Source organism: Streptomyces sp. NPDC031210, assembly GCF_055570395.1.
Genome location: NZ_JBVIHH010000001.1, coordinates 39584 through 64054 on the forward strand (window position 1 = coordinate 39584; position 24471 = coordinate 64054).

A 24471-nucleotide genomic window follows, 5' to 3' on the forward strand; every position below is an offset into this window, starting at 1 on the left:
CCCCGTCTCTCTCCTCCGGGTAGAGCGGGGCGGGTAGAGCCTTGCTTCCGTAGCTCAGTGGTAGAGCAGGGTCCAACGAGGCCCACTGTGCGCCGGTTCGAGTCCGGTCGGAAGTGCCAGGGCCCAACGTTCCACCCAGCACGTAACACCCAGGGAGAGCCTGGGCTGTGCGCGGAACGGGCGGCCCGTCATCTCCTGGAAGTGGTGTAAGCGCACAGGGAAGCCAGTACCAACCACCGGCGGGTGGTTGGGAACACCGGCCCGTGAGCCGTGTAGCGAACGGCCTCCAGGCCCCTGTCCCGGGTCGCGCCGGTGGCAGGGGAGAGACTTCCCTTCGGGGGCTATCGGTTGGTGATGATCCACCCAACGCCGCCCGATCCGACGATGGTTGCGAAGGATACGAGTAACCACGGCGGAATGCGGTACACGGAGAGACGCACGCTCTTGGTGTGGATCTTGATGATGGGGGTCTGAGGGTCGCTCACGGCTCTCTCTCCAGTGTTCGGGCACGCCAAATAACGCCCACGCGGGCGGCGTTGCTGTTGGTGCAACGGTAGCGCTTCCGATGGGCCGCTGTCGCCTTACGAGATTGTTTAGCGCGCTAAACACGGCGAGAGTTCTAGGTAGGTCGGCAAGCGTTCTAGGTAGGTCCCAGGAAAGTTCCATGTGGAACTCGGCGAGTTCCACATGGAGATCTTGCTAGCGAGCGAGCAAGCAAGATATCCAGATCCGCATGCAAGATAGCTTGCCTTGGCCCTTGACCTGGCCTGTTGGTCTTGGTGAGGGGCGGGAGTCGCATCATGTTCCAAATCCGTCGCATGATGCGACTCGGGGGGTGCGAAAACGCAGTGCTGCGAATTCGCAGCGGGCCAACCTGACATGTCAGGTTGCGGACCTGGCATGTCAGGTTGGGGGAACTCATGGCAGCGAAACGCAATGCAATGCAATGCAATGAGATGCGGACGCGCCCTTGGGGTGCCGCGTTCCACCGGAACACTGTTCCGCTGGGAAGGGGGGCTCCCCATGCGTAGGCGGTGCCTGGACTGTAGGGCCTGGGCAGAGAAGGGAGGCCGATGCTCCCTGCACCACGCCCAGTACGAGCGTGGGCGCAACGCACAGACCAACGCTGTACGGCGTGTACGTATGGCGACGGGGGATGGTGCAGCAGCACGCATGCGCCGTGCTGTTGACAAGGCTGGTCATGGCTACTGCGAGAGATGCGGTGTGCCATGGCCAGCCACTGCGTTGTACGTGGACCACCGTGTGGCCCTGGCTAACGGGGGCATGGACGTGGTGTCTAACCTCCAGCTCCTCGACGGTGAGTGCCACCGGCTCAAGACCCGTGAGGACCGTGCGCTGTTCGGTCGATGACTGCCGGCACGGAGGGGGAGAGCGGGTCCGAAGTCCAGGCCGATGGGCCCTGGCGATCCCGGCCCCAGCTCGGAAAACGCGTCCCGGGTGTGAGCCCGGACCCCGGCCCGCCGGGCCCCCCAACGGGCGTCCGCCCAGGTCACCCAGTGTGGTGCCCCTTATGTACCCCGCAGAAAGGTGCCCGTGAAGGGGTCGGTAAGACCCCGTAAGGAGGTGGGAACGTGGCACGAAGCAAGAGTCCGGACACCCGGACCGGCCACACGTCCCCCGCCACTGAGGCACCGGCGGCCCCGGTCGTCCATGAGGGTCGCGCACCCCGGGTCCCTGCCCACCTGGGCGAGACGGGCCGGGAGGTCTGGCGGTCCGTCTGGGCGGCTGGCGCTGGTGCGTACTCCCCGGACACCGACCGGAACGTGATCCTTCGATACGCGGAGCTTCACGACCGGCGGGCCGAACTGATGGGCCAGGTCGACGCCGACGGCTTCATGTCGTCCGGCTACTCCGGCCAGCCCGTGGCCCACCCGCTCCTCCGCTACGTGGAGTCGACGGAGAAGGAGCTACGGGCCATCGAAACCGTCATCGGCTTCACGCCGGAGTCCCGGCTTCGCCTGGGCATCTCGGCTGCCCAGGTCCGGAAGTCGGCCCTGGAGACGTTCCTGGATCTCTGAAGGGGGAGCCGTGGTTAGGAAGCTCCCCCAGGCGGAGAAGGTCATCAAGTTCGTGGAGAACTTCCTGACCCTGGGCGGGTCGTACGAAGGCCAGCCCTTCAAGCTCCTCCCGTTCCAGAAGGAGATCATCCGGGATGTGTACGCCACGGACGCCAACAACGTCCGGACCCGGCGTACCGCCATCATCGGCATGGCCCGGAAGAACGGGAAGACGGAGCTGGGTGCGGCCCTGGCGGTGTACGGCCTGATTGCCGATACGTCGGACGCGTCGCCCCGGGTGTACTCCGTGGCCAACGACCGGCAACAGGCCCGGCTGTGCTTCGAGGCAGCGAAGGGCATGATCCAGCGGAACCCGGATCTCCGGGGGATGTGCGACGTTCAGCGGGACGTGATCCGGTGCCATCGCAATGGCGGGGAGTACAGGGTCCTGTCCGCGGACGCCGGGTCGGCCCAGGGTCTCTCGCCCACCATGGTTGTGTTCGATGAGCTGGCCCAGCAAAAGGCGGACGATCTGTGGGCCGCTATGCGGCTGGGGTCGGCTGCCCGTAAGCAACCCCTGATGCTGGCCATCTCCACGGCGGGCCCCAACGTGGGCAACGAATACCCGTACTTCCGCCTGTACGAGTACGGCCGGAAGGTCCGGAGCGGCGAAGTCGAAGACCCGTCGTTCACCCTGCACTGGTGGGGGCCGGACCCGAACGAAGAGGTGGACCCGTACGACCCGGGAGTCTGGCGCCGGTACAACCCGGCGTGGGAACTCCTGTCGGAAGCGGAGTTCAAGTCTTCGTCCCTGTCGACTCACGAAGTCCAGTGGCGTACCTACCGGATCAATCAGTGGGTAGTCGGTGGTCACGCGTCCTGGTTCCCTCACGGGAAGTGGGACGGACGGACCCAGACTGACGACCCCCTGGCCGACGGGGACGCCGTGATCCTGGGCGTGGACGGCGCCCACAAAGGCGACTGCACGGCCATCGTGGCGTGCCGCATCCGGGACCTTCACACGGAGCCCCTGGCCGTCTGGGAAGCCCCTGCCGATGACCCGCACTGGCGCACGCCACGGGGAGCGGTGAAGGGGGAGATCCTGGACGCTGTTGCGCGCTTCAAGGTCCGCGGGATCATCTCTGACCCGTACTGGCTGGAGGAGACCCTGGAGTCCCTGGCCATGGACCACGGCCTGGCGGACCTGATCGAAGAGTTCCCGACGAACTCCCTGGCCCGGATCGTGCCGGCCACCAAGGCCGTGTACGACGTGGTGATGGACGACCGCATGACCCACAACGGGGACGCGACCCTGGCCCGCCACGTACAGAACGCCGTGGTGAAGGACGACTACCGGGGCGTTCGGATCACGAAGAACCACGGGGCGTCCGGTCGAAAGATTGACGCGGCCGTGGCCATGATCCTGGCCGTCCACGGCGCCGTGATGTGGCGCGAAGACAACGGCATCACGGACTCCCCGATCGTCGCGACGTGGGAGGACGCCGAAGGGATCCACGTCGTGGGCGGGCTGCCCGACGACCCCGACATGTTCAACGACTGGTAAGCGGGAGGCCCTTGGCGCCCGCGTGAGCGGACGGAGGGGCCCCATGGGGTTCTGGTCCAACTTGATCGGCCGGGGCCATTCTCCGGCCACGGAGGCCCGTGCGTGGGAGCCGTACGACCCGACGGTGTACGGCCTGACCACGTCGTCCGGGGAGCGGGTCACATCGACTGAAGCTCTCCAGGTGTCGGCCGTCTTCGGATGCGTCCGGCTCCTGTCGGAGACGATCGCGACCCTTCCCATCAGCGTGTACTCCAAGAGGGGCGGAGCCCGGAAGGAGATCACGTCTCCGGAGTGGCTGGACTTCCCGAACGCGGAGCCCGGCGGCATGGGCCGTATCGACATCCTGTCCCAGACGGTGCTGTCCCTTCTCCTGGAGGGGAACGCGTACCTGGCCATCCGGTGGGCCGGGCCCAACATCGTCGGCCTGGACGTGCTGGACCCAACGAAGATCATCCCGCACATGGTCCTGATTGACGGCCAGCGACGGAAGGTCTTCGAGGCGTTCGACATCGACGCCGACGGGAACGAAGTGGCGTTGGGCTGGTTCACCCCGCGGGACGTGCTCCACATCCCCGGCATGATGCTGCCCGGTGACTTCGCGGGTGTCTCGCCCGTCTCATACGCGCGGGAGTCCATCGGCCTGGCGCTGGCGGCCCAGAAGTACGGGGCCCACTTCTTCCGCAACGGAGCCATGCCCGGCGCCGTGGTGGAGGTTCCCGGGTCCATGTCGGAGGACGGCCTGGCCCGTGCGCGGGATGCGTGGCGGGTGGCGAACTCCGGCGTGGACAACGCCCACCGGGTGGCGCTGCTCACGGAGGGCGCGCGGTTCTCCAAGGTGGCCATGTCCCCGGACGAAGCCCAGTTTCTCCAGACCCGCCAGTTCCAGGTCCCGGAGATTGCGCGCATCTTCGGCGTTCCGCCTCACTTGATATCCGACGCCACGAACTCCACTTCATGGGGTTCGGGCCTGGCTGAACAGAACATCGCGTTCTCGACGTTCTCCCTTCTCCCGTGGCTTCGTCGGATCGAAGCCGGTTTCGATCGGCTCATCTTCGCGGAGACGGCCGACCGGTTCCGCTTCGTGAAGTTCAACCTGGACGAGATCAAGCGCGGCGCCCCGAAGGAGCGCATGGAGCTGTACGCCGTCGGCCTGATGAACGGCATCTACTCCATTGACGAAGTCCGCGCCGCGGAAGACCTGGCGCCCTTGCCCGACGGCATTGGCGAGACGTACCGGGTGCCCATGAACCTGACCGACGTGGGAGCCGACGAAGAGCCTCCGGCCCCGGCGCCCGCCATCGAACCACCGGCCCCGGACACCGAAGAGCCGGACCCAGAAGAGCCGGACGACCAGCCGGACGACGTGCCGGCCGAAGGGGGACCGGATGACGGAGACGCGTGAACTCCGCTTCGCCGTAAGCCCGCTGGAAGAGCGTGCCCGTGATGACGGCCGTGTGGTGATGCGCGGGTACGCGTACCGCTTCAACGAGCTGTCGCACAACCTGGGCGGCTTCCGTGAGCGGATCATGCCGGGTGCTGGCGCCCCGTCGCTTCGACAGAACGACGTGTACGCCACGTTCAACCACGACACCCAGGCTCTCCTGGGCCGGGTCTCTTCGGGGACTCTCACGGTCGGCGAAGACCGTGAAGGCGGTTGGTACGAAATCGACTTGCCCGACACCACGACCGGCCGCGACGTTGCCGCACTCCTGGCGCGTGGGGACCTGGCCGGGTCGTCCTTCACGTTCCGCGTGCTGGACGGCGGACAACGTCGGTCCGAAGCCGACGACCCGGAGACGGGCCTTCCCGTCCGGGAGATCACGGCCATGGACGTGATGGAGGTGGGCCCGGTCGTGAACCCGGCCTACCCCACCACCCAGGCGGCCCTTCGCTCCGTGGAGCGGGCCCTGGGCATCGGTGAGTTCGCCCCTGAAGAGCGGGCCACCGACGACGCACCGGCCGTGACCGACCACCCGGCCATCCCGGCCGGTGACGACTTCACCGCGCGCACACTCCGCGCACTTACTGAGAGGAGCGTCTGATGGACGCCACCACCCTGTCCGCCAACTTCGAGGCGCGCGAGCGTGCGACCCACGAGCTTCGTTCCCTGTCGGAGGAGTTCGCGGGTAAGGACATGACCGCCGAAGCGCGGGAGAAGGAGTCCAACCTTCTGTTGGCCGTCGCCGACTTTGACGGCAGGATCAAGCGCGGCATCGAGGCCCTGAAGGCGAACGACTCCGTCCAGTCCCTCATGTCCCAGTTCCAGGGCGGTGCCCAGAAGCGTTCGGACGCTCCGTCGGAGGCCGACCAGCTCCGGAGCCTTGGCGCCCCGGAGTCCCTGGGCCAGTCCATGGAGTTCCGCGCGACCGTCGACACCACGACCGGTAAGGACGCCCTGGCCCGCACCCTATACGGCCAGCTCCTGGCGGAGGCCAAGGAGCGGTCCACCATCATGCGCGGTGGCGCCAGCATCGTCTCTACGTCGGATGGCCAGCCCATTGACTTCACCGTGATCGTGGGTCGCGCGTCGGCTTCCATCGTCGGCGAGAACGGCACCATCGGTGAGTCCACCCCGTCCACCGTTCAGCGGTCGGTCGGTGCGTACAAGTACGCCTACGCGTCCACCGTGTCGACTGAGTTCATCCAGGACAAGGCCCTGGACCTGGTCGGCTTCCTCGTCAGCGACGCGGGCCCCGCGATCGGTGACGGCATGGGCCGGCACTTCCTGACCGGCACCGGCACCAACCAGCCGATGGGCATTCTGAACGCCGCTCCGGACGCCACGGCTACCTACGTCGCCAACGCCAAGGACACCACCGTGTCCGACGCCCTGATTGATCTGTTCTACGAGCTTCCCAGCTCGTACCGGGCGAACGCCGCGTTCGTCGTGTCGGACCTGACTGCCGCGAAGATGCGGAAGCTGAAGGCGGCCGACGGTACGTACCTCTGGAGTTCCAGCGTCATCGCTGGCGCCCCCGACACCTTCAACGGTAAGCCGGTCCTCACGGACGACGGCATGCCGAATGACCGTGTCCTGTTCGCCGACCTGAGCAAGTACCGCGTTCGGATGGCTGGCCCGCTCCGCGTGGAGCGTTCGGTGGACTACAAGTTCCTGAACGACCAGGTGGTGTACCGCTTCATCCAGCGTGCGGACGGTCTCCTGGTGGACGAGCGTTCCGCGATGGTCCTGACCGTCACCCCGTCGGCCTGATCCAGGTAACCGGTCGGGGGTCGTCTCGCTCTCCGGAGTGGGACGACCCCCGTTCCCTGGGAAGGGGGACCTTTGTCGTACGCGACAGTAGATGAGATCCGGGCCCTGGACGGCCTGGACGACGCGTCGTTGTTCCCCGACGAACTCCTGTCGGAGGCCGTGGACTTCGCGGTGGAAACCGTAGAGGTGTACTGCGGGTGGAAGTGGGACACCGTCGACGACCCGACGCCGGAGACGATCCGCTGGTGTGTACGCACGCTGGCCCGCCAGTACGTGCTGGACCACGTCTCCCGCATCCCGGACCGCGCGCTCCAGCTCCAATCGGAGTTCGGGTCCATCCAGCTTGCCCAGGCGGGCGGTAACTGGCGGCCGACTTCGCTCCCGGAGGTAAACGCGAAGCTGAACCTGTACCGGGTCCGGCTGCCGTTCATCTTCATGTGAGGGGGCCCGCGTGGCACTGATCTTTGATGCGAAGGTGGCGCTCTTCGAAGCGCTGAAGACCACGGTTCCGCCGGGTGTGCAATGCACGTTCGCTGAGACCGGTAAGGCTGACCGACGCCAACAGGTGTGGCTGGGCGCGTCCACGGACGACGACCTGGCGCCGGTGGCCATGCGGGACGGCCCGCGCAAGCCGACCAGCGTCACGGGCTACGTAGAGGCCCACGCCCTGGTGATCTCCCCGGGCAACCCCATGGACGCGGAGCGCGGCGTGTACGTCCTCCGGGACGCGATCACGGGCGCGTGTGCAGCCGTTGACCGGAACAGTGTTCCGGGCCTGGTCGACATACGGCCGGAGTCGGCGACTGTCGAGACATCGGAGACGACCGACGGCGCGTACTCCGCACTGACTATGCGCGTCCGCGTCCGTGGGCGCGTGACCTGAAAGAAGGGAGCGCGAAGCTATGGCGCTTGACGCAAGCATTGGCATCGGCCGGGAGAGCGCGTACGGCGTCCTCTCCGCCGACGTGGAGGGGTACGAAGGTAAGGCCGACTCCTGGAAGACGGAGCGGGAGTTCATCGAATCCGTGGGATTCCGGGCCGGCATGCAGACTGCCCGCGCGGACCGTCGGAACATCGTGAACATGGGTGGGGAGGGAGAGCTGGAGATTGATGTCCTGGACGCCGGGGCTGGCTCTCTGCTCACTGCCGCGTTCGACAAGGTCACCGTTACGTCCGCGGGTGGCGTCCGTACCCACGTCCTGGAGACGGCCGCGGACTCCGCGTCCCCGTCGTTCTCCGCCCAGATGGTGCGGCCGACGGTCGACGGGACGAAGGTCGCTTACAAGCACGTGGGGTGCGTGGCGACGGAGTGGGAGCTTACGGCGGAGGTGGAGGAAGCCGTGGCGCTCACGGTGTCCTTCGACTTCCAGGACGTGACCCACACCAGCGTCCCCGGCCAGATCGTGGCGCCGGTGTACCCGGACGCCGCGTACGTCTACGACTGGACACGGACCGCCATCACGCTGAAGCGTGCCGGCAACTCCGTCCCCCTGGACGTGTCGAAGTTCTCCCTGAAGGGGGAGCGCGGCATGAAGACGGACCGCCGGTTCCTCCGCGGCAACCAGCTCAAAAAGCAGCCCACCCGGAACGCCATGCCGTCGTATGAGGGTGAGCTGGAAGGGGAGTTCACGACCGACTCCCTGGGCCTGTATGACGCGTTCGTGGCCGGTGAGGTCTGCGCCCTGACCCTGTCCCTGGATGGCGTCCTGGCGGGTTCCTCCCTGGTGGTGGAATGCCCGGCCATCCAGTTCACCGGCGAGTCTCCGGAGTCGTCGGTGGATGAGATCACCGTTCACTCCCTGCCGTTCCGGGTCCTGGACCCGGGCGACGGTACGCCCGCTATCCGCGTGACGTACGTGGAGCCGGACACCGACGGGGAGTAGGGGGTGGCTCGTGGCCCGGAACTCCGCGTACACGATCCAGGTGGAAGGTCTTCGTGAGCTTCAGCGGAACGTGCGACAGCTCCGGGACCGTGAGCTGAACAAGGCCGTCCGTGAAGCAAACAAGCTGTCGGCCCAGGTGCTTCTCCCGCAAGCCGTGAAGGAGTCCCCGGACGGTCACCGGGACGCGAAGTCGTCCAAGAGGTACCGCCCGGGGAAGCTGGACAAGTCCATCAAGGTCGTGGCCTCCACGAAGTCGGCCGTGATCAAAGCGGGTTCGGCCGCCCGCGTGCCGTATGCAGCGGCCATCCACTACGGCTACCGCAAACGCGGTATCTCACCGAACCGATTCCTGTACCGGGCCATGGCTCGTAAGAGCGACGTTGTGGCCGCCACGTACGAACGGCGCATTGCCGGTGTCGTACGGGACTACCTGGAGAGTGACTAAATGCCCGCTCGTAAGCCCGTCGTGGCTGCCGACGTTCTGTCGATGGACATCGACTCCCTGACCATTGATGAAATCGAGATCATCGAAGACATCATTGACGCCCCGCTGGACTCCCTGGCGAAGCCGGGTGCGAAGAAGGCGAAGCTCCTGAAGGCCATGGCCTTCGTCGTGAAGCGTCGGGATAACCCGGAGTTCACGCTGGAGGACGCCGGGCGCCTTCGCGTGGAGCTGAAGAACAAGCCCAAGGACCCTACCGGGACCAGCGCGTAATCACGTGCGCCCGCCTGGTCGGCCATTTCCGCGGGCTGACCTGGCGGGACGTGCGGTCCCTGGAACTCCGGGACTTTAACGCGCTGGTGGACCAGATGGTCCGTGACGTGGAGGACGAAAAGAAAGAGCACACGCGTGCTTCACGGGGCCGGACGACCGGCTCCGGTACCGGGGAGCGTCGCACTCCCGTCATGACGTAGGGGGTGCCCCATGGCTGAACCGATCAGAATCACGCTACTGGGCGACGTGTCCGACCTGGTGGACTCACTGGGCGAAGCCGGGGACGAGATGTCTGGCTTCGCGGAGAAAGCCAAGGGCCTGGCCACGGCGGCCGGTGCCGGCATAGCGGTTGCCCTGGGCGCCGGGGTCATGGAGGCCATCGGCCAGGCTGCCGATACCGACCTGTTGGCCGCCCAACTTGGCGCGTCTCCGACGGAGGCCGCGAAGCTGGGCAAGGCCGCCGGTGCCGTGTACTCCTCGGGCTACGGGGAGTCGGTCGCCGACGCGAACGACGCCCTTAAGAACCTGTGGCAACAGGGCCTGGTCCCGGCCGGAGCCACGGCTGACCAGATGGCCAGCATCTCGAAAAAGGCCATGGACGTGGCGTCGGTCCTGGGCGACGAAGTGGGCCCGACGGCCAATGCCGTTGGCCAGATGCTGAAGACCGGCATGGCGAAGAACGCCACTGAAGCCTTCGACATCCTGGCCCGGGGTACCCAGGTAGGCGCCAACAAGGCGCAGGATTTGTTGGATACGTTCAATGAGTATTCCGTTCAGTTCAAGAAGGTGGGCCTGGACGGAAAGACCTCCATGGGCCTGATATCCCAGGGCCTGAAGGGCGGAGCGCGGGACGCCGACCTGGTGGCGGACTCCATCAAGGAGTTCAGCATTCGCGCCATTGATGGCAGCGACACCACGAAGGAAGGCTTCAAGGCCATTGGGTTGAGCGCTGACGACATGCGCCGGAAGATCGCGGCCGGTGGCCCGTCGGCGAAGACGGCCCTGGGCCAGACCCTGGACGGCCTCCGGGGGATCAAGGACCCGGCCGACCGGGCGGCAGCCGCTACGGCTCTTTTCGGTACCCAGGCGGAAGACATGGGCGCCGCGCTGTACAAGCTGGACGTAAACACGGCCGTCCAGAAGCTGGGCAAGGTGGACGGGGCCGCGAAGCGGGCTGGCGACACCATGCACGACAACGCCGCCACGAAGATCAAGGCGTTCACGCGGGGCCTGCAACAGGGGGTCGTGGACTTCCTGGGCGGGACCGTGATCCCGGCCGTGGAGCGGCTGGCGTCCAAGCTGTCGTGGGTCGGGGCCATCTTCTCCAAGGTGGGCGGCTTCGTGTCGCAGCATTCCACGACGTTCAGCATCGTGGCGGGCGTCATCACGACCGTTCTTCTGCCGGCCATCGTGGCGTGGGGTGTTCAATCCACGATCGCGGCTGCCAAGGCCGTGGCTGCCTGGGTCAGTTCGTCGGCCACGGCCACCACGAGCGCGGCAACGCAAGTGCTGGCCCACTGGTCTGTGGTCGCTGGTTGGATCAAGGCGGGCGCCCAGGCCGTCGTGTCCGGCGCCCTGGTCGTCGCACAGTGGGTGCGCATGGGTGCCCAGGCCATGCTCCAGGCGGCCCGCATGGCTGCCGCGTGGCTTATCGCTATGGGTCCGATCGCGCTCATCATCGCGGCCATCGTCGGCCTGGCCATCTTGATCTGGGCCAACTGGGACAAAATCAAACGGTGGACGGGGCAGGCATTCGAGTGGGTCTGGAACAAGATCAAGGCCGTGTTCGCGTGGCTGAAGAACCTGTTCCTGAACTTCACCGGACCTGGGCTGATCATCAAGCACTGGGACAAGATCAAGGAAGCCACGGCTACCGCGTTCGCCTGGGTGAAGAACAAGGCGAAGGCCGGCCTGGACGCCGTGGTCAACTTCGTGAAGTCCCTGCCTGGTCGCCTGCTGTCGGCCGGAGCTGCGGTTCTCGGCGCGGCGAAGCGGCTGGGCGGCTTCGTGATCGATGGCATCAAGAACGGCCTTTCCCGGCTGGGCGGCTTCGCGTCGTCCCTGGCCAGTGCCGTGGGCCGTGCCGCGAAGGGCGCGATTAACGGCGTCGTGGATCTCCTGAACTGGGCCATCCCGGACCGGCTGGGGTGGGGGAAGCTCTCCATTGACCTCCCGGACAACCCCATTCCGAAGATCCGCGCCATGGGTGGTCCGGCCGGTGGCCTTACGCGCGTCGGTGAGCGTGGCCCGGAGTGGGTCAACTTGCCCAAGGGATCCAACGTGATCCCGAACCACGCCGGCCCGTCTGGCGGTGGCGTGGTGGTCAACGTGCACAGCACGGCGGACCCGTTCGCAATCGGGCGCGAAGTGGCGTGGGCCCTCCGCACACAGCCCGTGTAACCGACCCGGGAGGGGGCCGCCATGGCGGAACTGAACGACTGGACGTGTGAGTTCAATGGGCTGGTGATGGGGGAGCCGGACTCTCCCATCTCCATCGTGGCCGTGGACGGGTTGCTCACGCTCCCGGAGGTTCGCACTTCGGACCTGACCCTGGTTCAGCGCCAGGGCTTGTACGCCGGGGACGACTACCTGGGCGGGCGCACGGTGACGATGACCCTGGAGGTGTACGGGTCGACGCGTGAGGAGTTCACGGATGCCCTTACGTCCGTGCAGGCGGCTTTCACCCTGGGAGCGGAGACGGCTTTCCGCTTCCGCTTCCCGGGGGCGGCTGCCGACCAGACGGCGTACGTCATGGCACGGTGCCGGAAGCGGTCCGCGCCCCTTGACCTGAACTTCGCCAACCGGGTGTGCAACGTGGCGGTAGAGCTGTTCGCCACACAGCCGTACATCCTGGGGGATGCCTCCCGGGAGGTGACGGTCCGGAGTTCGGTCCGGGCGACCCAGGACGGGGGTCTGAGGTTCCCGGCCACGATGCCGTTCACGATCGTGGCTCCGTCCGCTCCTCCGCCGGACCCGGTCGCGCGCTTCCGCCAGTACGGGAGCATCGCGGCCCGGCCGGTCATCAGCATGACGAACGCTTCGAACCCGACCCTTCACGACGACGTGACGAAGGCGTGGTTCAGCGTCGCCTACTCCGGGTCGCTCTCCATCGACTCCGCCGCGGAGCGCGTGTACGACTCGCGCGGCAACGACATCACGGGGTCCGTGCTGAACGGGTCCACCTGGCCGGAGTACCGGCCGGGGGACCACCGGCTCCGGCTGGTCCATGGCGACTCGCTCACGCAAGCGACCGCCGTTCTCTCTTGGGTAGATAGGTGGGTGTGAGGCATGGCTTCCACGGTTTGGTACCAGGACGGCGTGTCCTACCTGGGCGCGGACATGGCGCGGTTCAACGCGTTGTGGGTCGGCGACAGCAACGGCGCCCACCTGTTCCCGGACACGGTCGACTTCACGACCAGCAACAACCAGACGGACCGCACGGTCACGGTGAACCCGGGCCGGGTGTACGTCTACAGCTCCGGCGGTTACGAGTGCGCCCAGGTGACCACGGGCACCGTGCTGGACGTGGCGGCCCCGTCCACGCTGAACCCCCGCCTGGACCTGGTCGTGGTCCGCGTCGCCACGGGCGGCCAGGCCGTCGTGGAGATCCTGACCGGGACCCCGGCCACCACTCCGGCGGCTCCGGCCCGCCCAGCCAAGACTGTGGCCGTTGCCACGGTCCTGGTCCCGAAGGCCACGACCACGTTCACGGTCACGGCCACCAGGTACACGGGCCAGTACGGGGACCAGCTCCTGGCCCCGTCTGCCGGCCACTTCGCGACGAAGTGGGCGTCCGGCGTGAAGCCCTCCCCGGCTGGCTTCCGGGTGGGGGCCGTGCTCCACGAACTGACCTACAACCAGCGCTGGGTGAAGAACGACGCGGGTGCGTGGTTCACCAACGACCCCGGGCCGTGGCGGACGGTCGCCCTGAAGAACTTCGACGCCGACGGGACCGCGATCACCACGACCGGGACCCTGTACGCGCGTGAGTCGTCCACGGAGTGGGAGTTCTCAGGTCAGGCGACGTTCAGTCCCGGCGTCGACTACACCACGCTGAACCGCTTCGCCACCGTGCCCTCCACCATCGATTACCCGACCCAGAACACGTACGGGGCCTCCGGCCAGACGTACGGCTCCACGGCCACGAGTGGCCTGGTCCGGTTCGGCTTCATGACCACGGGTGAGCTGGAGATCCAGTCCGACGGCGTCATTTCGAATCTGTACGTGAATGTGCGGCTCGCGAAGAGCCCGTGGAATTCGTAAGGGGGACCGATGCCGACTGCCCGCTATGAAGTGGTGCAGACGGACGCCAGGACCGGGAAGGTGGTCGCTACCCTCCCGGTCACCGGTATCAGCTACGGGGAGACCCTGAACGACACCGGAAGCGCGTCCGTCACGATCCCCCTGGATGCCCCGGAGGCCGACCCCTCCAGCCTGGTGCCGCTGAAGAGCGGGCTGGCCGTGCTGCGGGACGGCGAACCGGTCTGGGGTGGCATCTACTGGACGTGGTCCGCGGACCTGGCGCAGAACACCCTGACCCTGAACGCGTCCGGTTACCACTCGTACTACAAGGGCGTTGCCATGGTGGCCGGCTACGACCGGAAGGCCGACCAGGCCCATCTCCTGGCCGACTGGGTCAAGGTGGGGAACGACGCCGGAGGCATCGGGACCGACACGTCCCGGCTCACGACGACGGGCCGACTCCGGACCCGGAAGTGGACGAAGTACGAGTTCAAGAACGTGGCGGAGGCCATTGAAGAGCTGGCCGAAGACGCCGGTGGCTTCAACTTCCGCTATGAGCCGTACTGGACGAAGGACGGCCGAGTGGGCCACCGGCTCCTGAAGACCCTTCGGGGCGGTAGCCCCCTGGCTATGACCCTGGAGCACGGCGTGAACTGCGACGTGACCCAGGTGGCCGGAGACGGTTCCGCCCTGGCCACGGACGTGTACGCCATCGGTGCCGACAACGGCAACGGTACGAAGCTCCTGGGCACGGCGACGAACGCCGACCTGGCAAAGACGATGCCCCGGAAGTCCGTCGTGACCACGTTCTCCGACGTGAAGAAGACGGACGCCCTGGTGGACAAGGCCGACGCCATGCGGGCCGTCGGTAGCGCACCTATCGCCATCCCGTCCCTGACCGTGTACCCGGGCATGTACGCGCCGGCCGACTTCACCCCGGGCAACTCCGGGACGGTCCGCGCGTCGTACGGATACGTCCAGCTCACCACGGACTTCGTCGTGACGGAGCGCCAGGCGTCCGTGGACGTGAACGGTACTGAGCTGATCTCCCTGACTCTTGCGAACAAGGAAGTGTTCACCTATGGCGACGCAACGTAACGCGCACGCGCCGGACCTGGGCCGGGAGATCAAGGAGCTTCGCCGACGGCTGGACGCTGCGGAGCGGGCGCCGGAGTCTCTGAACAAGTTCGACCGGTACCCCACGGCGGAGTGGGCGGCCATCGGCCGGGGGCCCGTCGGCGGGAACGCCTGGTCTTCGTGTGGCATCTCCGACGTGACGGGCCTGGTGTACGACCGGGTGGAGACGAAGTTCATCACGGCCAACATGATCCAGGGCCAGCGTGAAGCGGAGGTCCGGCTGGCGGCGTTCCGGCACTACGGCAACGCCCAGAAGGAGTGTGTGAGTGCGTCGTCCGCGCTCCGTATCCACGGTTCCACTGCGCCGGGCGCCATCGGTACGGGCATCCTTCGGTGGGTCCACGGCATCCCGTTCGGCTGGGACTACGCCGACGGTACGGCCACGTACACGATCGAACTGCAACACCGGTACCTGGTGGGCCCGACTCCTCCGGCCGTGAATCGGCTCCAGGTCTTCGGCATGTGGAAGTTCGAGCAAGACCCGGCCGCCCAGGGGGGTGGCGGTGTCGAGACGGACGCCGGTAACGGCAAGTGGGCCGTTTACCAGTCCGGCAACAACCGGTCAGCCATCGGATACGTCACGATCCCGTCCACGAACACGGACGACGGGTCGTACGGCATCTCCACCATGCACTACTGCGCCGGGCTTCCCGAAGAGCGCATTCCTGAAGCGGGCCCCAACGGCTGGGCCTGGTACATCGGCGGTAACTCCTCCTGGGGTGACGCCGGAAACGTGAATGACCCCTTCGTGGGGTGAGACGGGGGACATCCCATGGAGCTGGACAAGTTGTCGGGAGCGGCAGAGATAGCGGGCGGTATCGCGCTCTTCCTCATGCTCGTGTTCCGGCAGGTGAAGACCGGCGCGCGTGACGCGTGGCGGGAGGAAGCGGAGGCCCAGGCGGCGCGCTCCGCACGGCTGGCGGACGACGTGGCCACGCTCGTGGTCGAAGTGAAGGCTCTCCGCCTGGAGAACGCCGGACTCCGCGCGGAAGTCGGCGAGTTGCGATCTGAGAACCGCGAACTCCGCACCCACATTGACACGCTCCTGAAGGGGGACGACGCATGAGCACGCCCACGGAGACGTACCCGCTTCCGGTGAGCATCCCGACCGTGACCGTGGTCGGCGAATACCGGGGGCCGGACGGGCGGGGCCTGGCCGGAACGGTGACGTTCACCGGCCCGTCCCTCCTGACCTTCCCGGACGCCGACCTGTTCATAGCCGGGCCCGTCGTGGCCAAGCTGGACGAGTACGGCCGGTTCGCTGTGACCCTGCCGGCCACCGATGCGCCGGGGATGAGCCCGGCCGAATGGGCGTACGTCGTGAAGGAGAACCTGACCGGGATCACCGGCTCCCGTACGTTCTCCATGCTCCTTCCGGCGGACACCCCGGACCGCCAGGTCAACCTGGCCGACGTGGCACCGTCGGACCCGCTAACTCCCAACTACACGCCCGTTGTTGGCCCGCGGGGCCCGGCGGGTGCGGACGGCGTGGACGGTGCGGACGGCCTGGTCCAGTCCGTCAACGGGTACAGCGTCGTGAACGTCGTACTGAACGCGGCGGACGTGGGCGCCCTGGCCCTGTCGGCCCGTGGGGCCGTGAACGGTGTCGCGTCCCTGGACGCCACGGGGAAGGTCCCGGCGTCCCAGCTCCCGGCCATGTCCAGCGGGACGGACTCCGGCACGCTCAACGTCCGGTCTTACGGGGCCACCGGCGACGGCGTGACGGACGACGCTCCGGCCATCCAGGACGCCCTGGACGCCGCGTACGCGGCTGGTGGTGGCTGGGTCGTCGTCCCGGCTGGTACGTACGCATGCGCCACGCTGCCGCTCCGGATCTACAGGAACACGCGCCTGACCCTGGTTCCGGGTGCCCGCTTCAAGCGGACCGCCCCGAACACGTTCCTCCTGAACGGGGACGCCGCCCAGACCTTCGGGGGCTACACCGGCCACGGGAACATCATCGTGGAGGGCGGTACGTGGGACATGCGGGCCACGGACTTCCCGACGAACCCGGACATGTGCATCTCCATCGGCCACGCGCGGAACGTCGTCATCCGGGATATCGAACTCCTGGACCTGGCGGGGTATCACGGCATTGAGCTGAACTCCACGAAGAACGCCGTGGTGGCCGGGTGCTCCTTCCGCGGGTACGTCGACACGGGAGGCCGTGACTTTTCGGAGGCCGTCCAGATCGATCTGGCCGGGCGGCCGTCGCTCTTCGGAGGCTTCGGTCCGTACGACGGGACGCCGTGCGAAGACATCACCATGCGGGACTGCTACGTGGGGCCGTCCGGCACTGCCGGCACTGTCGCGTGGCCGTCCGGCGTCGGGTCGCACTCCGCTACCTGGGGCAAGTGGCATCGGCGTATCCGTATCGAGGGGAACACCTTCGAGGGTGGCGCCCAGAACGCGGTGAAGCCGTACATCTGGGAGGAGTCCACGGTCTCCGGGAACACGATCAAGGATTGTGGCGGTGGCGTCTGGCTCCGCACCCTGGACAGCTCGAAGACGGCCGACCGTACGGACATGAACGGCGTCGACAAGAACGCGTCCCAGGCGGGCACGACGTTCGTCATCGCGGACAACGTGTTCCGGAACATCACGGGCTTCAGCGAAGCCATCTACGTCCAGGGGGAGGCCACCGGCAAGTGGTATGGCCTCACGATCACGGGCAACGCGATCAACACCGTGGGCAACTCGGAGAACGGCATCCGGCTGTTCTACGCGGAGCGGTACGTGGTGGCGAACAACTCCATCACGGCCCCGGCCGGGACTGGCATCTCCCAGGAGCTGGTGGCCGACGGCCTGGTGTCGGGGAACCGAATCAGCGGCGCGGGTGGCTCCGGCATCTCCTGTGTCACCACCACGGACATGATGATCACGGACAACATGATCTGGGACACCACGGTCAACGGCGTTCACGTCCAGGGCGGTTCGGCTCTCCGAATCTCCGGCAACGTCGCCAAGGGCGTGGGTAAGGGCGGGGCCGGATACGGCTACCGGGTCACGACCGGCTCCGACCGGCTGACCCTGACCAACAACACGTACCGCCGGGTGGCCAGCAACTCCACGCACGCGATCAACGCCATCAGCATCACGGCGGGGAACACGAACGTCCGCCGGTTCGGGAACGACGTGCTGAAGCAAGGGGCGAACGCCACCGGCACCGGCACGGACGACGTGAACGACGCGTCCACCACGCCGAACCTGTCTGCCCTGGACTCCGGCGCGTAACAGCCCCCACAGAACCGAGACGTATCCATGCCCCGTCCGGGCTCTCCGGACGGGGCTTTCCCATGAAGGGACAAGCACATGGCACGTATGCCCGGGGCCAGTTGGCGCCCCATTCCTCGCAACTTCACGGAGGGCGGCCAGGACCGTGTCCATGGCGTCGTCGTGCACATCATGGCCGGCACGCTGGTGGGGTCGGACTCCTGGTTCCGCAACCCGGACGCCCAGGCTTCGGCCCACTTCGGCACCGGTAAGGCGGGCGCCCTCTATCAGTGGGTGGACACGTCGGACCGTGCGTGGGCCCAGGCGAACGGCAACAGGACCTGGCTCTCCGTGGAGAACGAAGGCAAGGGTGGGGATTCCCTCACGGACGCCCAGCTCCAGCGGAACGCGGAGGTACTGGCGTGGGCCCACAAGGTCTACGGCGTTCCCCTCCAGGTCACTCACGACGTGAACGGGCGGGGCCTGGGCTACCACGGCATGGGCGGGGCCGCGTGGGGTGGGCACACTTCGTGCCCCGGCTCCCCGATCGTCGCCCAGCTCCCGGAGATCGTGAAGCGGGCCAAGTCCCTGGCGGGTGTGAAGCCTGCCCCGGCTCCGGCGCCGTCCCCCGCCGGGTCCTACACCGTGAAGGACGGGGACACCCTGTCTGGCATCGGTAAGGCCCTGGGGATCAAGTGGGAGGCCCTGGCCGACCTGAACGGCCTGAAGGCGCCCTACGTGATCCGCAAGGGCCAGAAGCTGAAGACCACGAAGGCGGCCCCGAAGCCGTCGTACGCGCCGTTCCCCGGTGTGGCGTTCTTCAAGCTGGGCAAGCGGCACCCCCTGTTCACTGCCATGGGTAAGCGGCTGGTGGCCGTCGGGTGTGGCCGGTACAAGGTCGGCCCCGGCCCGGAGCTGGGGGAGGCCGACGTGGAGTCGTACGAAGCGTTCCAGCGGAAGCTGGGCTACACCGGTGCGGCTGCCAAGTGGCCTCCGGGCCCGGCGTCCTGGGTGAAGCTCCAGGTACCGAAGGTCTGATGTCACGGCCCCCACAGATCGCGGGTGTAAGAGCCCGTGATCTGTGGGGGAGGACCCTTTGAAGCACGTCGCATTGCTCGGCAAGAGCCGGTCCGGGAAGGACAGCGTGGCCGGCATCCTGGTCCGGCACGCGTCGTACACGCGCCTGGCCTTCGCCGACAAGCTGAAGGAAGCGGCCCTCCGAACGAACCCGTACATCCCCCTGGGCCATGCCCGGGTGTGCGTGCGCCTGGCGGATCTCATCAGCCGTGTTGGCTGGGAGACGGCCAAGGACCAGTTCCCGGAGGTCCGCCGGTTCCTCCAGGAGTACGGCCAGACCGTGCGCGAGATGGACCCAGACTTCTGGGTACGGCCGGTGGCCGCCCAGGTGATCCAGGGGACGGAATGGAACATGCCGTGCGCCGTATCCGACGTGCGGTACCGGAACGAAGTCGACGCCCTGAAGGAGCTGGGCGCCGTCATCGTCCGGGTGGAACGGGAGGGGGCTGGCCTGAAGGGGTCGGCCGCTCTCCACGATTCGGAGACGGAGCTGGACGGCCTGAAGCCGGACCACGTTCTCCGCAATGACGGATCTCTGGCGGACCTGAAGGAAGCGGTTCGCTACCTCTATACGCGATTGGGAGCGTGACCCATGCTCGAAACTCTCCGCGCCATCGTGCGTGACAACCCGGTCAAGGTCCGGGCGGCCATCGCGGCCGTCCTGGTCCTGGTCGGTCAGCTCATCCCGTCCATTGCGGACGTGGTCGGTTCGGACACCATCGTGGACGTTCTGACCGGCGTGGTGGTCGTCGTCCTGGGCGCGGACGCTGCGCGCAAGGTGACACAGAAGTGAACCCGTGGGCCCCGTGGGCCGGAACACTGTTCCGGGCCGTGGGGCCCTTTGTCGTTTCTTGCTAAGCTCACCGGGTTCTTACCTGGGCGGTAACATGAACCTGCTACGGTCGAGATCATGACCGACACAGACAAGATCATTGGTGCCGTGGAAACGGTGTGGGAAGCGCTACAGGGGGCCCACCCGGATCTTCCGGACGTGATCGTGGCCATCGACACCACGGGGGCACGCCACAACCTGGGCTATCCGGAGGGCAAGGTGATCGGGACGCCGGTCCCGCCGGAGCTGCCTGTCCACATCGACACCATCCGTGCCGGCGCCGTGCCGGTCATGGAGCACATTGTCCATGTGGCCACGCATGCGCTGTGCACTGTCCGGGGAGTCTCTGAAACGAGCAACCGAGGGACCCGCCACAACAAGAAGTTCGCGGCCATGGCCAGGGAGCTGGGCGGTCAGTGGCCGGACGGGGAACCGCCACACCCGGTCAAGGGGTTCTCCCCGGTGCCGGTCACGGGGGAGGCCATGCCGGGGATGGCCGCGTATGTGGAGGCCCTTGGCCGGGTGCTGGCCAAGGTGGACGGACTGGAGGAGCTGGCGGACACGGCGCCCAGCGGTAAGTCAGGGACGCGTATGTCCATGGAGTGCGGGTGTGGCCGGACACTCCAGATGGGGAGGCGGGTGGCCGGGCGGGGGCCGGTCATCTGCGGTATCTGCAAAGAAGAGTTCACGGAGCGATGACCAGGGGTATGGCCATGACCACGAGCAAACAGGCAACACCGAAGGTCAAGGACGTGGAGGCGGCTATGGCGGCCAAGGCGGAGGGGAAGAGCGTGGCCACACGGGGGAAGACATCGGCCAAGGTGCCGGCCAAGAGGACGCCGACGGTCATTGAGGGCGTGGCCGTCACGGAGCATGTCGACCCGGACGCGGAGCGGGCCCTGAAGGACCCGGCCGTGGCCGCCGACTACAACGCCGCGAAGACTCTGTTCCGGGACCTGTTGGACCTGGAGGGCCAGCGGCTGGAGAAGCTGAAGGCCATCGCGGAGACGCTGATGGATCTGCGGGCCCACTTCAAGCAACCAGGCTCAAAGGGTCGGCGTATCGACTGGAACGGGGACTCCACGGAGTACAAGGCCCTGGCCGCTCTCCTGTACCGGGACCTGGGCCTGGAGGGGCCGGACCACGACTCCACGAAGCGGTCCATCCGGTACCAGGTGGAGAACGTCAAGCGGGAGCGGGTCCCCGCAAAGCAGTGGGAGCACTACGGCATCCAGGCCCTGACCCGCGGGCAACGCCAGGCCCTCACGGCGAAGTTCGGGAAGAACCTGGACGAAGTCGAGACGGCCGCCGAAGAGACCAGCAAGCAAGCGGCCCAGGGCACGGTCACCGGCGCCCAGCTCGTGGCCCTGGCGAAGCGCATTGACGCCGGGATCTCCGTGTACTCCATGGCCTCCCTCCGGACGATGACGCCGAACCAGCGGAAGACCTTCCGGGAGCAACTGGCCGACACCCGAGCGAAGACCGACGCGCTCCTGAAGGAGCTGGACGGCCTGGACGGCTGACGCCAGAACGCACCCTCCCTCACTGCGGGGCCCTGTTCCATCACGGAGCGGGGCCCTTCGTCGTGCGTGACAGCAATCTTTCTGCTGTACGTACCTTCTTTCCAATGTGTGGATTAGAGAAGTAGGGCGTGACAGCACTTTTATTGCTGTGCCCGGGAGGGCGTCACGGCCCCCACAGAACACCCCTGTAAGCGACAGAGCGGCCCCGCGCGGGCCGCACAGCGTAAGGGGTAGTAGTGGCCAACCTGAGCACGTTCAAGCGCGGAGAGAGCCGGTTCTACGTGGATGAGGAGTCCGGCGCGAAGGCACCGGGCGTGACCTCCATCGTCGGGATGCTCCCGAAGGGGTTCCTGAACTTCTGGTACGCCAAGATGTCCGCGGAAGCGGCCGTGGACAACCTGGGCCCCCTGGTCACCCTGGCCATGAACGACCGACAGGGCGCCATCGACTTCGTCAAGGGTGCGGCCAGCCGCTACACCCGGGAGGCGGGCGCGACGGGATCCGCGGCTCACGACATCTTCGAGCGACTGGCGCGGGGTGAGACCCTGGGCCGGCTCCACCCGGACATGCGCGTGTACGCCCAGCACTTCCAGGAGTTCCTGGCAGAGATTCAGCCCGAATTCCTGTTCCTCGAAGACGCGGTGTGGTCGGACGCGCACAACTACGCGGGGAGTTTCGACGCCATCGCGCGTATCGGCGGGGAGACAGTCGTCATCGACTGGAAGACCACCCGCTCCGGCGTCCATGAGGAAGTGGCGCTCCAGCTCGCCGCGTACGCCAACGCGGACCGCATCGTCCTGGGCGAGACCGGGGAGAGCGTCCCGCTTCCGACGATCGATGCTGCGGCCGTCCTCCACGTCCGGCCGGAGGGCTGGAAGCTGGTTCCGGTCAAGCACTCCCCGGAGATGTTCGACATGTTCCTGACTCTCCGCCGGGTCTTCGACTGGGAGAAGGAGCTGAAGCGTGGCGTGATCGGCCGTCCCGTGGCGTCGGGCGGTGAGGTGGTCACCGGTACGCAGCGTCGCGCGTAACACCCCATGACCCCCTGGCCTTCGGGCTGGGGGGTCTTTGTGCGTCCAGGGGCCTTGTCACGGCCCCCACAGAACCAGAGCGAGCAAGGGAGTTCGCCCAGCTCACAAGACGCACAGACACAGAATTGGGGTGCCCTTGTGGCCCGTACCCTCCGCATCCTGGACGCCGACCCGGAGTCCCGCCCGAAGGTCTACAGCTCGGACTTCGTTGGCCGCTTCCGCGCCGGCATGCAGTTGAACAACCGGCCCGTCTCCCTGTCGGAGTGGCGCATCACCACGGGTGACCCGGACGTGGCCCAGGCCGTGGCCGGTCTCTTCGGCGGTAAGCCGGAGAAGTGGGAGACGACGAAGGACGACTCCCTCCAGGTGCTGACCGACGTGGACGCCGTGAAGGTCATCGTGGACAACGCCGACGCCGTGTCCTTCCGGATGGCGCTCTTCGGCATGACCGGGAAGCCGATCCATGCGTGTGACGGCGTGGAGTTCATAGACACCGAAGACCCCCGGTACGGCCAGCCGTGTGGCTGCCCGACCAGCCTCCAGGAGCGCAAGGCAGCCGCGAAGGCGGGCCACGGCCCGAAGCCGGACGGCCGGATCGTCTTCCGCCTGGCCGCCGACCCGGAGCGCGGGAAATTCCGCCTGGTGACCAGCTCCTGGGAGTTCATGAAGGCCATCGAAGGCGTGTGGCGTGACCTGGAGGCCGTCGGCGGTCCCGCTCTGGCCACGCTGAAGCTGGAGCTGGTGGAGTTCACCACGAAGTCCGGCATTGACGTGAGGTACCGGAAGCCGGTCCTTCAGGTCCACGGCCCGGCGCCGACCGACGACGCCCCGGGCGCTCCCTCCCTCTCGAAGTTCGAGAGTGACGACGCTCCTTTCTGACCCTGCCCACTGGCCCGGTCCCTCTTCGGAGGGGTCGGGCCCTTCGGCGTTGCCGGGACGCGCCCGGCTTCAAGAGGGGAGACCCACATGGGCAAGCGAGGAAACATCCACGACTTCACCGGCGCAGAGGTTCGGCAGGGGGACACCATCGTCTACTCCGCCCGCCGGGGGAACGGCGTCCGCATGACGGAGGCCGTCGTCCTGGAGACGTACACGGAGAAGTACAAGGGCCGTGTCCTCCCGATGCTGAAGGTCCGCCCCACGGGCAATGAGTCCGGCTTCGTCAAGCGTGCGTCCTTCGCGGTCCAGCACATCGCGGCGGAGCACTTCGCCGTCACTGTCCCGGCGGAGGACAAGGTGGAGACGACCGTATGACCGGCGCCACGATCCGCCAGGAGTCCGCGCCCGCCCTGGGCGACATCCGGACCATGACCGAAGGCACGGTCTACCTGTACCCGTCGGCGACGGAACGGGACGACTGGCCCCGGTACATCGACGCCCTGGCCTCCGTGATGGCGAAGGGCGTCAACGTCCAGTGGGTGCGCCCGTGAACCGATACCTGGGTGACCCGCCGGGCGCGCGGAAGGTGTACCCGCTCCCCGACACGGAGCCGGTGGAGTTCCCCACCGTGCGGGCCGTGCGGGCCGACTGGATCACGGACGACATGGTCCGGGAGCTGGAGGCCGGAGAGTGAGCAACCCCCACAAGGCCAAGGGCACAGCCCACGAGACTGCCACCCGGCACTTCCTGAATGAGGAGCTGGGCCAGTACGTCGATGGCTGGCGGGAGTTGGACTATCCGTGGAAGGACCCGCGGGACCCGGACAACGTCACTCGCCCGGCACAGACCGGAGCGCGCGACGTGGGGGACCTGCACGCCTGGCCCTTCGTCCTGGAGGCGAAGGCGGAGAAGGAATTCCGCCTGCCGGCATACGTCGCCCAGGCCAACAAGGAAGCCCGGCACGCCGGGTACCCGTATGGCGTGGCCGTCGTGAAGGCCCCGCGCAAGAACATCCGTGACGCGTACGTGGTGATGGACCTGGCCACGTTCGCGCGAGTGCTGGCGGACATTCGCTCCGCGCGCTCCTGACCAGCTCTCCACCCCACGGGGGTCGGACCGTCACATCCCCCACAGAACGGGGTCGGT

29 protein-coding genes and 1 pseudogene are annotated in these 24471 nt (G+C 67.1%); all 30 read left to right on the forward strand.

Annotated features, from left to right (window positions below; genetic code table 11):
• Window positions 1–43 precede the first annotated feature (43 nt).
• The 30 genes and pseudogenes from ACZ45Z_RS00175 to ACZ45Z_RS00320 all read left to right on the forward strand — a co-directional run bounded on the left by ACZ45Z_RS00175 (window position 44) and on the right by ACZ45Z_RS00320 (window position 24414).
• Window positions 44–119, forward strand: a pseudogene (locus ACZ45Z_RS00175).
• A gap of 1054 nt (window positions 120–1173) precedes the next feature.
• A complete protein-coding gene (locus tag ACZ45Z_RS00180) occupies window positions 1174–1371 on the forward strand; it encodes an HNH endonuclease signature motif containing protein (RefSeq protein ID WP_468353804.1) in 198 nt (65 codons plus the stop codon).
• A gap of 221 nt (window positions 1372–1592) precedes the next feature.
• Window positions 1593–2039 (forward strand): phage terminase small subunit P27 family, encoded by a 447-nt coding sequence (locus tag ACZ45Z_RS00185; RefSeq protein ID WP_468353806.1) that lies wholly within the window; start codon window positions 1593–1595, stop codon window positions 2037–2039.
• A 10-nt stretch (window positions 2040–2049) separates the two neighbouring features.
• A complete protein-coding gene (locus ACZ45Z_RS00190) occupies window positions 2050–3582 on the forward strand; it encodes a terminase large subunit domain-containing protein (RefSeq protein WP_468353808.1) in 1533 nt (510 codons plus the stop codon).
• A 43-nt stretch (window positions 3583–3625) separates the two neighbouring features.
• Window positions 3626–4984 carry a phage portal protein gene (locus tag ACZ45Z_RS00195; protein ID WP_468353810.1) on the forward strand — a complete coding sequence of 453 codons (1359 nt, stop codon included), beginning with the start codon at window positions 3626–3628 and terminating at the stop codon, window positions 4982–4984.
• On the forward strand, window positions 4968–5624 hold the full coding sequence (locus ACZ45Z_RS00200; RefSeq protein ID WP_468353812.1) for an HK97 family phage prohead protease: 657 nt from the start codon (window positions 4968–4970) through the stop codon (window positions 5622–5624). Before ACZ45Z_RS00195 ends, ACZ45Z_RS00200 begins: the two co-directional genes overlap by 17 nt.
• Window positions 5624–6793, forward strand: coding sequence for a phage major capsid protein (locus ACZ45Z_RS00205; RefSeq protein ID WP_468353814.1), 1170 nt, complete (start codon window positions 5624–5626; stop codon window positions 6791–6793). Before ACZ45Z_RS00200 ends, ACZ45Z_RS00205 begins: the two co-directional genes overlap by 1 nt.
• A gap of 72 nt (window positions 6794–6865) precedes the next feature.
• A complete protein-coding gene (locus ACZ45Z_RS00210; RefSeq protein WP_468353816.1) occupies window positions 6866–7234 on the forward strand; it encodes a hypothetical protein in 369 nt (122 codons plus the stop codon).
• Between the two features lie 10 nt (window positions 7235–7244).
• The gene (locus ACZ45Z_RS00215) at window positions 7245–7676 is read left to right on the forward strand and encodes a hypothetical protein (protein WP_468353818.1); all 432 of its coding nucleotides are present in this window, start codon (window positions 7245–7247) and stop codon (window positions 7674–7676) included.
• Window positions 7677–7695: 19 nt separating this feature from the next.
• Window positions 7696–8676 carry a phage tail tube protein gene (locus ACZ45Z_RS00220; RefSeq protein ID WP_468353820.1) on the forward strand — a complete coding sequence of 327 codons (981 nt, stop codon included), beginning with the start codon at window positions 7696–7698 and terminating at the stop codon, window positions 8674–8676.
• A gap of 40 nt (window positions 8677–8716) precedes the next feature.
• A complete protein-coding gene (locus ACZ45Z_RS00225; RefSeq protein ID WP_468353822.1) occupies window positions 8717–9121 on the forward strand; it encodes a hypothetical protein in 405 nt (134 codons plus the stop codon).
• The gene (locus tag ACZ45Z_RS00230; protein WP_328691145.1) at window positions 9122–9391 is read left to right on the forward strand and encodes a hypothetical protein; all 270 of its coding nucleotides are present in this window, start codon (window positions 9122–9124) and stop codon (window positions 9389–9391) included. It abuts the gene before it with no gap.
• Between the two features lie 210 nt (window positions 9392–9601).
• Window positions 9602–11791 (forward strand): phage tail tape measure protein, encoded by a 2190-nt coding sequence (locus tag ACZ45Z_RS00235; RefSeq protein WP_468353824.1) that lies wholly within the window; start codon window positions 9602–9604, stop codon window positions 11789–11791.
• Between the two features lie 21 nt (window positions 11792–11812).
• A complete protein-coding gene (locus ACZ45Z_RS00240; RefSeq protein ID WP_468353826.1) occupies window positions 11813–12676 on the forward strand; it encodes a hypothetical protein in 864 nt (287 codons plus the stop codon).
• Window positions 12677–12679: 3 nt separating this feature from the next.
• Window positions 12680–13654 (forward strand): hypothetical protein, encoded by a 975-nt coding sequence (locus ACZ45Z_RS00245; RefSeq protein ID WP_468353828.1) that lies wholly within the window; start codon window positions 12680–12682, stop codon window positions 13652–13654.
• 9 nt (window positions 13655–13663) lie between these two features.
• Window positions 13664–14731 (forward strand): hypothetical protein, encoded by a 1068-nt coding sequence (locus tag ACZ45Z_RS00250; RefSeq protein WP_468353830.1) that lies wholly within the window; start codon window positions 13664–13666, stop codon window positions 14729–14731.
• Window positions 14715–15527, forward strand: a complete 813-nt coding sequence (locus ACZ45Z_RS00255; RefSeq protein ID WP_468353832.1) for a hypothetical protein — start codon at window positions 14715–14717, stop codon at window positions 15525–15527. Before ACZ45Z_RS00250 ends, ACZ45Z_RS00255 begins: the two co-directional genes overlap by 17 nt.
• Window positions 15528–15542: 15 nt before the next feature.
• Complete coding sequence (locus ACZ45Z_RS00260) at window positions 15543–15836, forward strand: hypothetical protein (RefSeq protein WP_468353833.1); 294 nt, start codon at window positions 15543–15545, stop codon at window positions 15834–15836.
• Window positions 15833–18004, forward strand: a complete 2172-nt coding sequence (locus tag ACZ45Z_RS00265) for a right-handed parallel beta-helix repeat-containing protein (protein ID WP_468353835.1) — start codon at window positions 15833–15835, stop codon at window positions 18002–18004. Before ACZ45Z_RS00260 ends, ACZ45Z_RS00265 begins: the two co-directional genes overlap by 4 nt.
• 78 nt (window positions 18005–18082) lie before the next feature.
• Window positions 18083–19021, forward strand: a complete 939-nt coding sequence (locus ACZ45Z_RS00270) for a peptidoglycan-binding protein (RefSeq protein WP_468353837.1) — start codon at window positions 18083–18085, stop codon at window positions 19019–19021.
• A gap of 106 nt (window positions 19022–19127) precedes the next feature.
• Window positions 19128–19649: a deoxynucleotide monophosphate kinase family protein gene (locus tag ACZ45Z_RS00275; protein ID WP_468353839.1), complete on the forward strand. Its 522-nt coding sequence runs from the start codon at window positions 19128–19130 to the stop codon at window positions 19647–19649.
• A gap of 3 nt (window positions 19650–19652) precedes the next feature.
• A complete protein-coding gene (locus ACZ45Z_RS00280) occupies window positions 19653–19853 on the forward strand; it encodes a hypothetical protein (RefSeq protein ID WP_328691166.1) in 201 nt (66 codons plus the stop codon).
• 117 nt (window positions 19854–19970) lie between these two features.
• Window positions 19971–20591, forward strand: a complete 621-nt coding sequence (locus ACZ45Z_RS00285; RefSeq protein WP_468353841.1) for a hypothetical protein — start codon at window positions 19971–19973, stop codon at window positions 20589–20591.
• 14 nt (window positions 20592–20605) lie between these two features.
• Window positions 20606–21415 carry a hypothetical protein gene (locus tag ACZ45Z_RS00290; protein ID WP_468353843.1) on the forward strand — a complete coding sequence of 270 codons (810 nt, stop codon included), beginning with the start codon at window positions 20606–20608 and terminating at the stop codon, window positions 21413–21415.
• Between the two features lie 236 nt (window positions 21416–21651).
• Window positions 21652–22446: a hypothetical protein gene (locus tag ACZ45Z_RS00295; protein ID WP_468353845.1), complete on the forward strand. Its 795-nt coding sequence runs from the start codon at window positions 21652–21654 to the stop codon at window positions 22444–22446.
• 138 nt (window positions 22447–22584) lie between these two features.
• Window positions 22585–23325 carry a recombination directionality factor gene (locus tag ACZ45Z_RS00300; RefSeq protein ID WP_468353847.1) on the forward strand — a complete coding sequence of 247 codons (741 nt, stop codon included), beginning with the start codon at window positions 22585–22587 and terminating at the stop codon, window positions 23323–23325.
• A gap of 87 nt (window positions 23326–23412) precedes the next feature.
• Entirely contained in the window at window positions 23413–23700 is a 288-nt protein-coding gene (locus ACZ45Z_RS00305; RefSeq protein ID WP_468353849.1) for a hypothetical protein, read from the forward strand.
• Window positions 23697–23876: a hypothetical protein gene (locus tag ACZ45Z_RS00310; protein ID WP_468353851.1), complete on the forward strand. Its 180-nt coding sequence runs from the start codon at window positions 23697–23699 to the stop codon at window positions 23874–23876. Before ACZ45Z_RS00305 ends, ACZ45Z_RS00310 begins: the two co-directional genes overlap by 4 nt.
• Complete coding sequence (locus ACZ45Z_RS00315; RefSeq protein ID WP_468353853.1) at window positions 23873–24019, forward strand: hypothetical protein; 147 nt, start codon at window positions 23873–23875, stop codon at window positions 24017–24019. The genes ACZ45Z_RS00310 and ACZ45Z_RS00315 overlap by 4 nt, the downstream gene beginning before the upstream one ends.
• On the forward strand, window positions 24016–24414 hold the full coding sequence (locus ACZ45Z_RS00320; RefSeq protein ID WP_468353855.1) for a hypothetical protein: 399 nt from the start codon (window positions 24016–24018) through the stop codon (window positions 24412–24414). The genes ACZ45Z_RS00315 and ACZ45Z_RS00320 overlap by 4 nt, the downstream gene beginning before the upstream one ends.
• Window positions 24415–24471 lie beyond the last annotated feature (57 nt).

Bases quoted from the DNA above. Each gene is read 5' to 3' on its own strand.
- ACZ45Z_RS00195 (WP_468353810.1), top strand. From the start codon at position 3,626: ATGGGGTTCTGGTCCAACTTGATCGGCCGGGGCCATTCTCCGGCCACG.
- ACZ45Z_RS00250 (WP_468353830.1), top strand. From the start codon at position 13,664: ATGCCGACTGCCCGCTATGAAGTGGTGCAGACGGACGCCAGGACCGGG.
- ACZ45Z_RS00285 (WP_468353841.1), top strand. From the start codon at position 19,971: ATGACCGACACAGACAAGATCATTGGTGCCGTGGAAACGGTGTGGGAA.
- ACZ45Z_RS00260 (WP_468353833.1), top strand. From the start codon at position 15,543: ATGGAGCTGGACAAGTTGTCGGGAGCGGCAGAGATAGCGGGCGGTATC.
- ACZ45Z_RS00255 (WP_468353832.1), top strand. From the start codon at position 14,715: ATGGCGACGCAACGTAACGCGCACGCGCCGGACCTGGGCCGGGAGATC.
- ACZ45Z_RS00180 (WP_468353804.1), top strand. From the start codon at position 1,174: ATGCGCCGTGCTGTTGACAAGGCTGGTCATGGCTACTGCGAGAGATGC.
- ACZ45Z_RS00280 (WP_328691166.1), top strand. From the start codon at position 19,653: ATGCTCGAAACTCTCCGCGCCATCGTGCGTGACAACCCGGTCAAGGTC.
- ACZ45Z_RS00245 (WP_468353828.1), top strand. From the start codon at position 12,680: ATGGCTTCCACGGTTTGGTACCAGGACGGCGTGTCCTACCTGGGCGCG.
- ACZ45Z_RS00265 (WP_468353835.1), top strand. From the start codon at position 15,833: ATGAGCACGCCCACGGAGACGTACCCGCTTCCGGTGAGCATCCCGACC.
- ACZ45Z_RS00270 (WP_468353837.1), top strand. From the start codon at position 18,083: ATGGCACGTATGCCCGGGGCCAGTTGGCGCCCCATTCCTCGCAACTTC.
- ACZ45Z_RS00235 (WP_468353824.1), top strand. From the start codon at position 9,602: ATGGCTGAACCGATCAGAATCACGCTACTGGGCGACGTGTCCGACCTG.
- ACZ45Z_RS00240 (WP_468353826.1), top strand. From the start codon at position 11,813: ATGGCGGAACTGAACGACTGGACGTGTGAGTTCAATGGGCTGGTGATG.
- ACZ45Z_RS00220 (WP_468353820.1), top strand. From the start codon at position 7,696: ATGGCGCTTGACGCAAGCATTGGCATCGGCCGGGAGAGCGCGTACGGC.
- ACZ45Z_RS00230 (WP_328691145.1), top strand. From the start codon at position 9,122: ATGCCCGCTCGTAAGCCCGTCGTGGCTGCCGACGTTCTGTCGATGGAC.
- ACZ45Z_RS00310 (WP_468353851.1), top strand. From the start codon at position 23,697: ATGACCGGCGCCACGATCCGCCAGGAGTCCGCGCCCGCCCTGGGCGAC.
- ACZ45Z_RS00205 (WP_468353814.1), top strand. From the start codon at position 5,624: ATGGACGCCACCACCCTGTCCGCCAACTTCGAGGCGCGCGAGCGTGCG.
- ACZ45Z_RS00305 (WP_468353849.1), top strand. From the start codon at position 23,413: ATGGGCAAGCGAGGAAACATCCACGACTTCACCGGCGCAGAGGTTCGG.
- ACZ45Z_RS00200 (WP_468353812.1), top strand. From the start codon at position 4,968: ATGACGGAGACGCGTGAACTCCGCTTCGCCGTAAGCCCGCTGGAAGAG.
- ACZ45Z_RS00290 (WP_468353843.1), top strand. From the start codon at position 20,606: ATGACCACGAGCAAACAGGCAACACCGAAGGTCAAGGACGTGGAGGCG.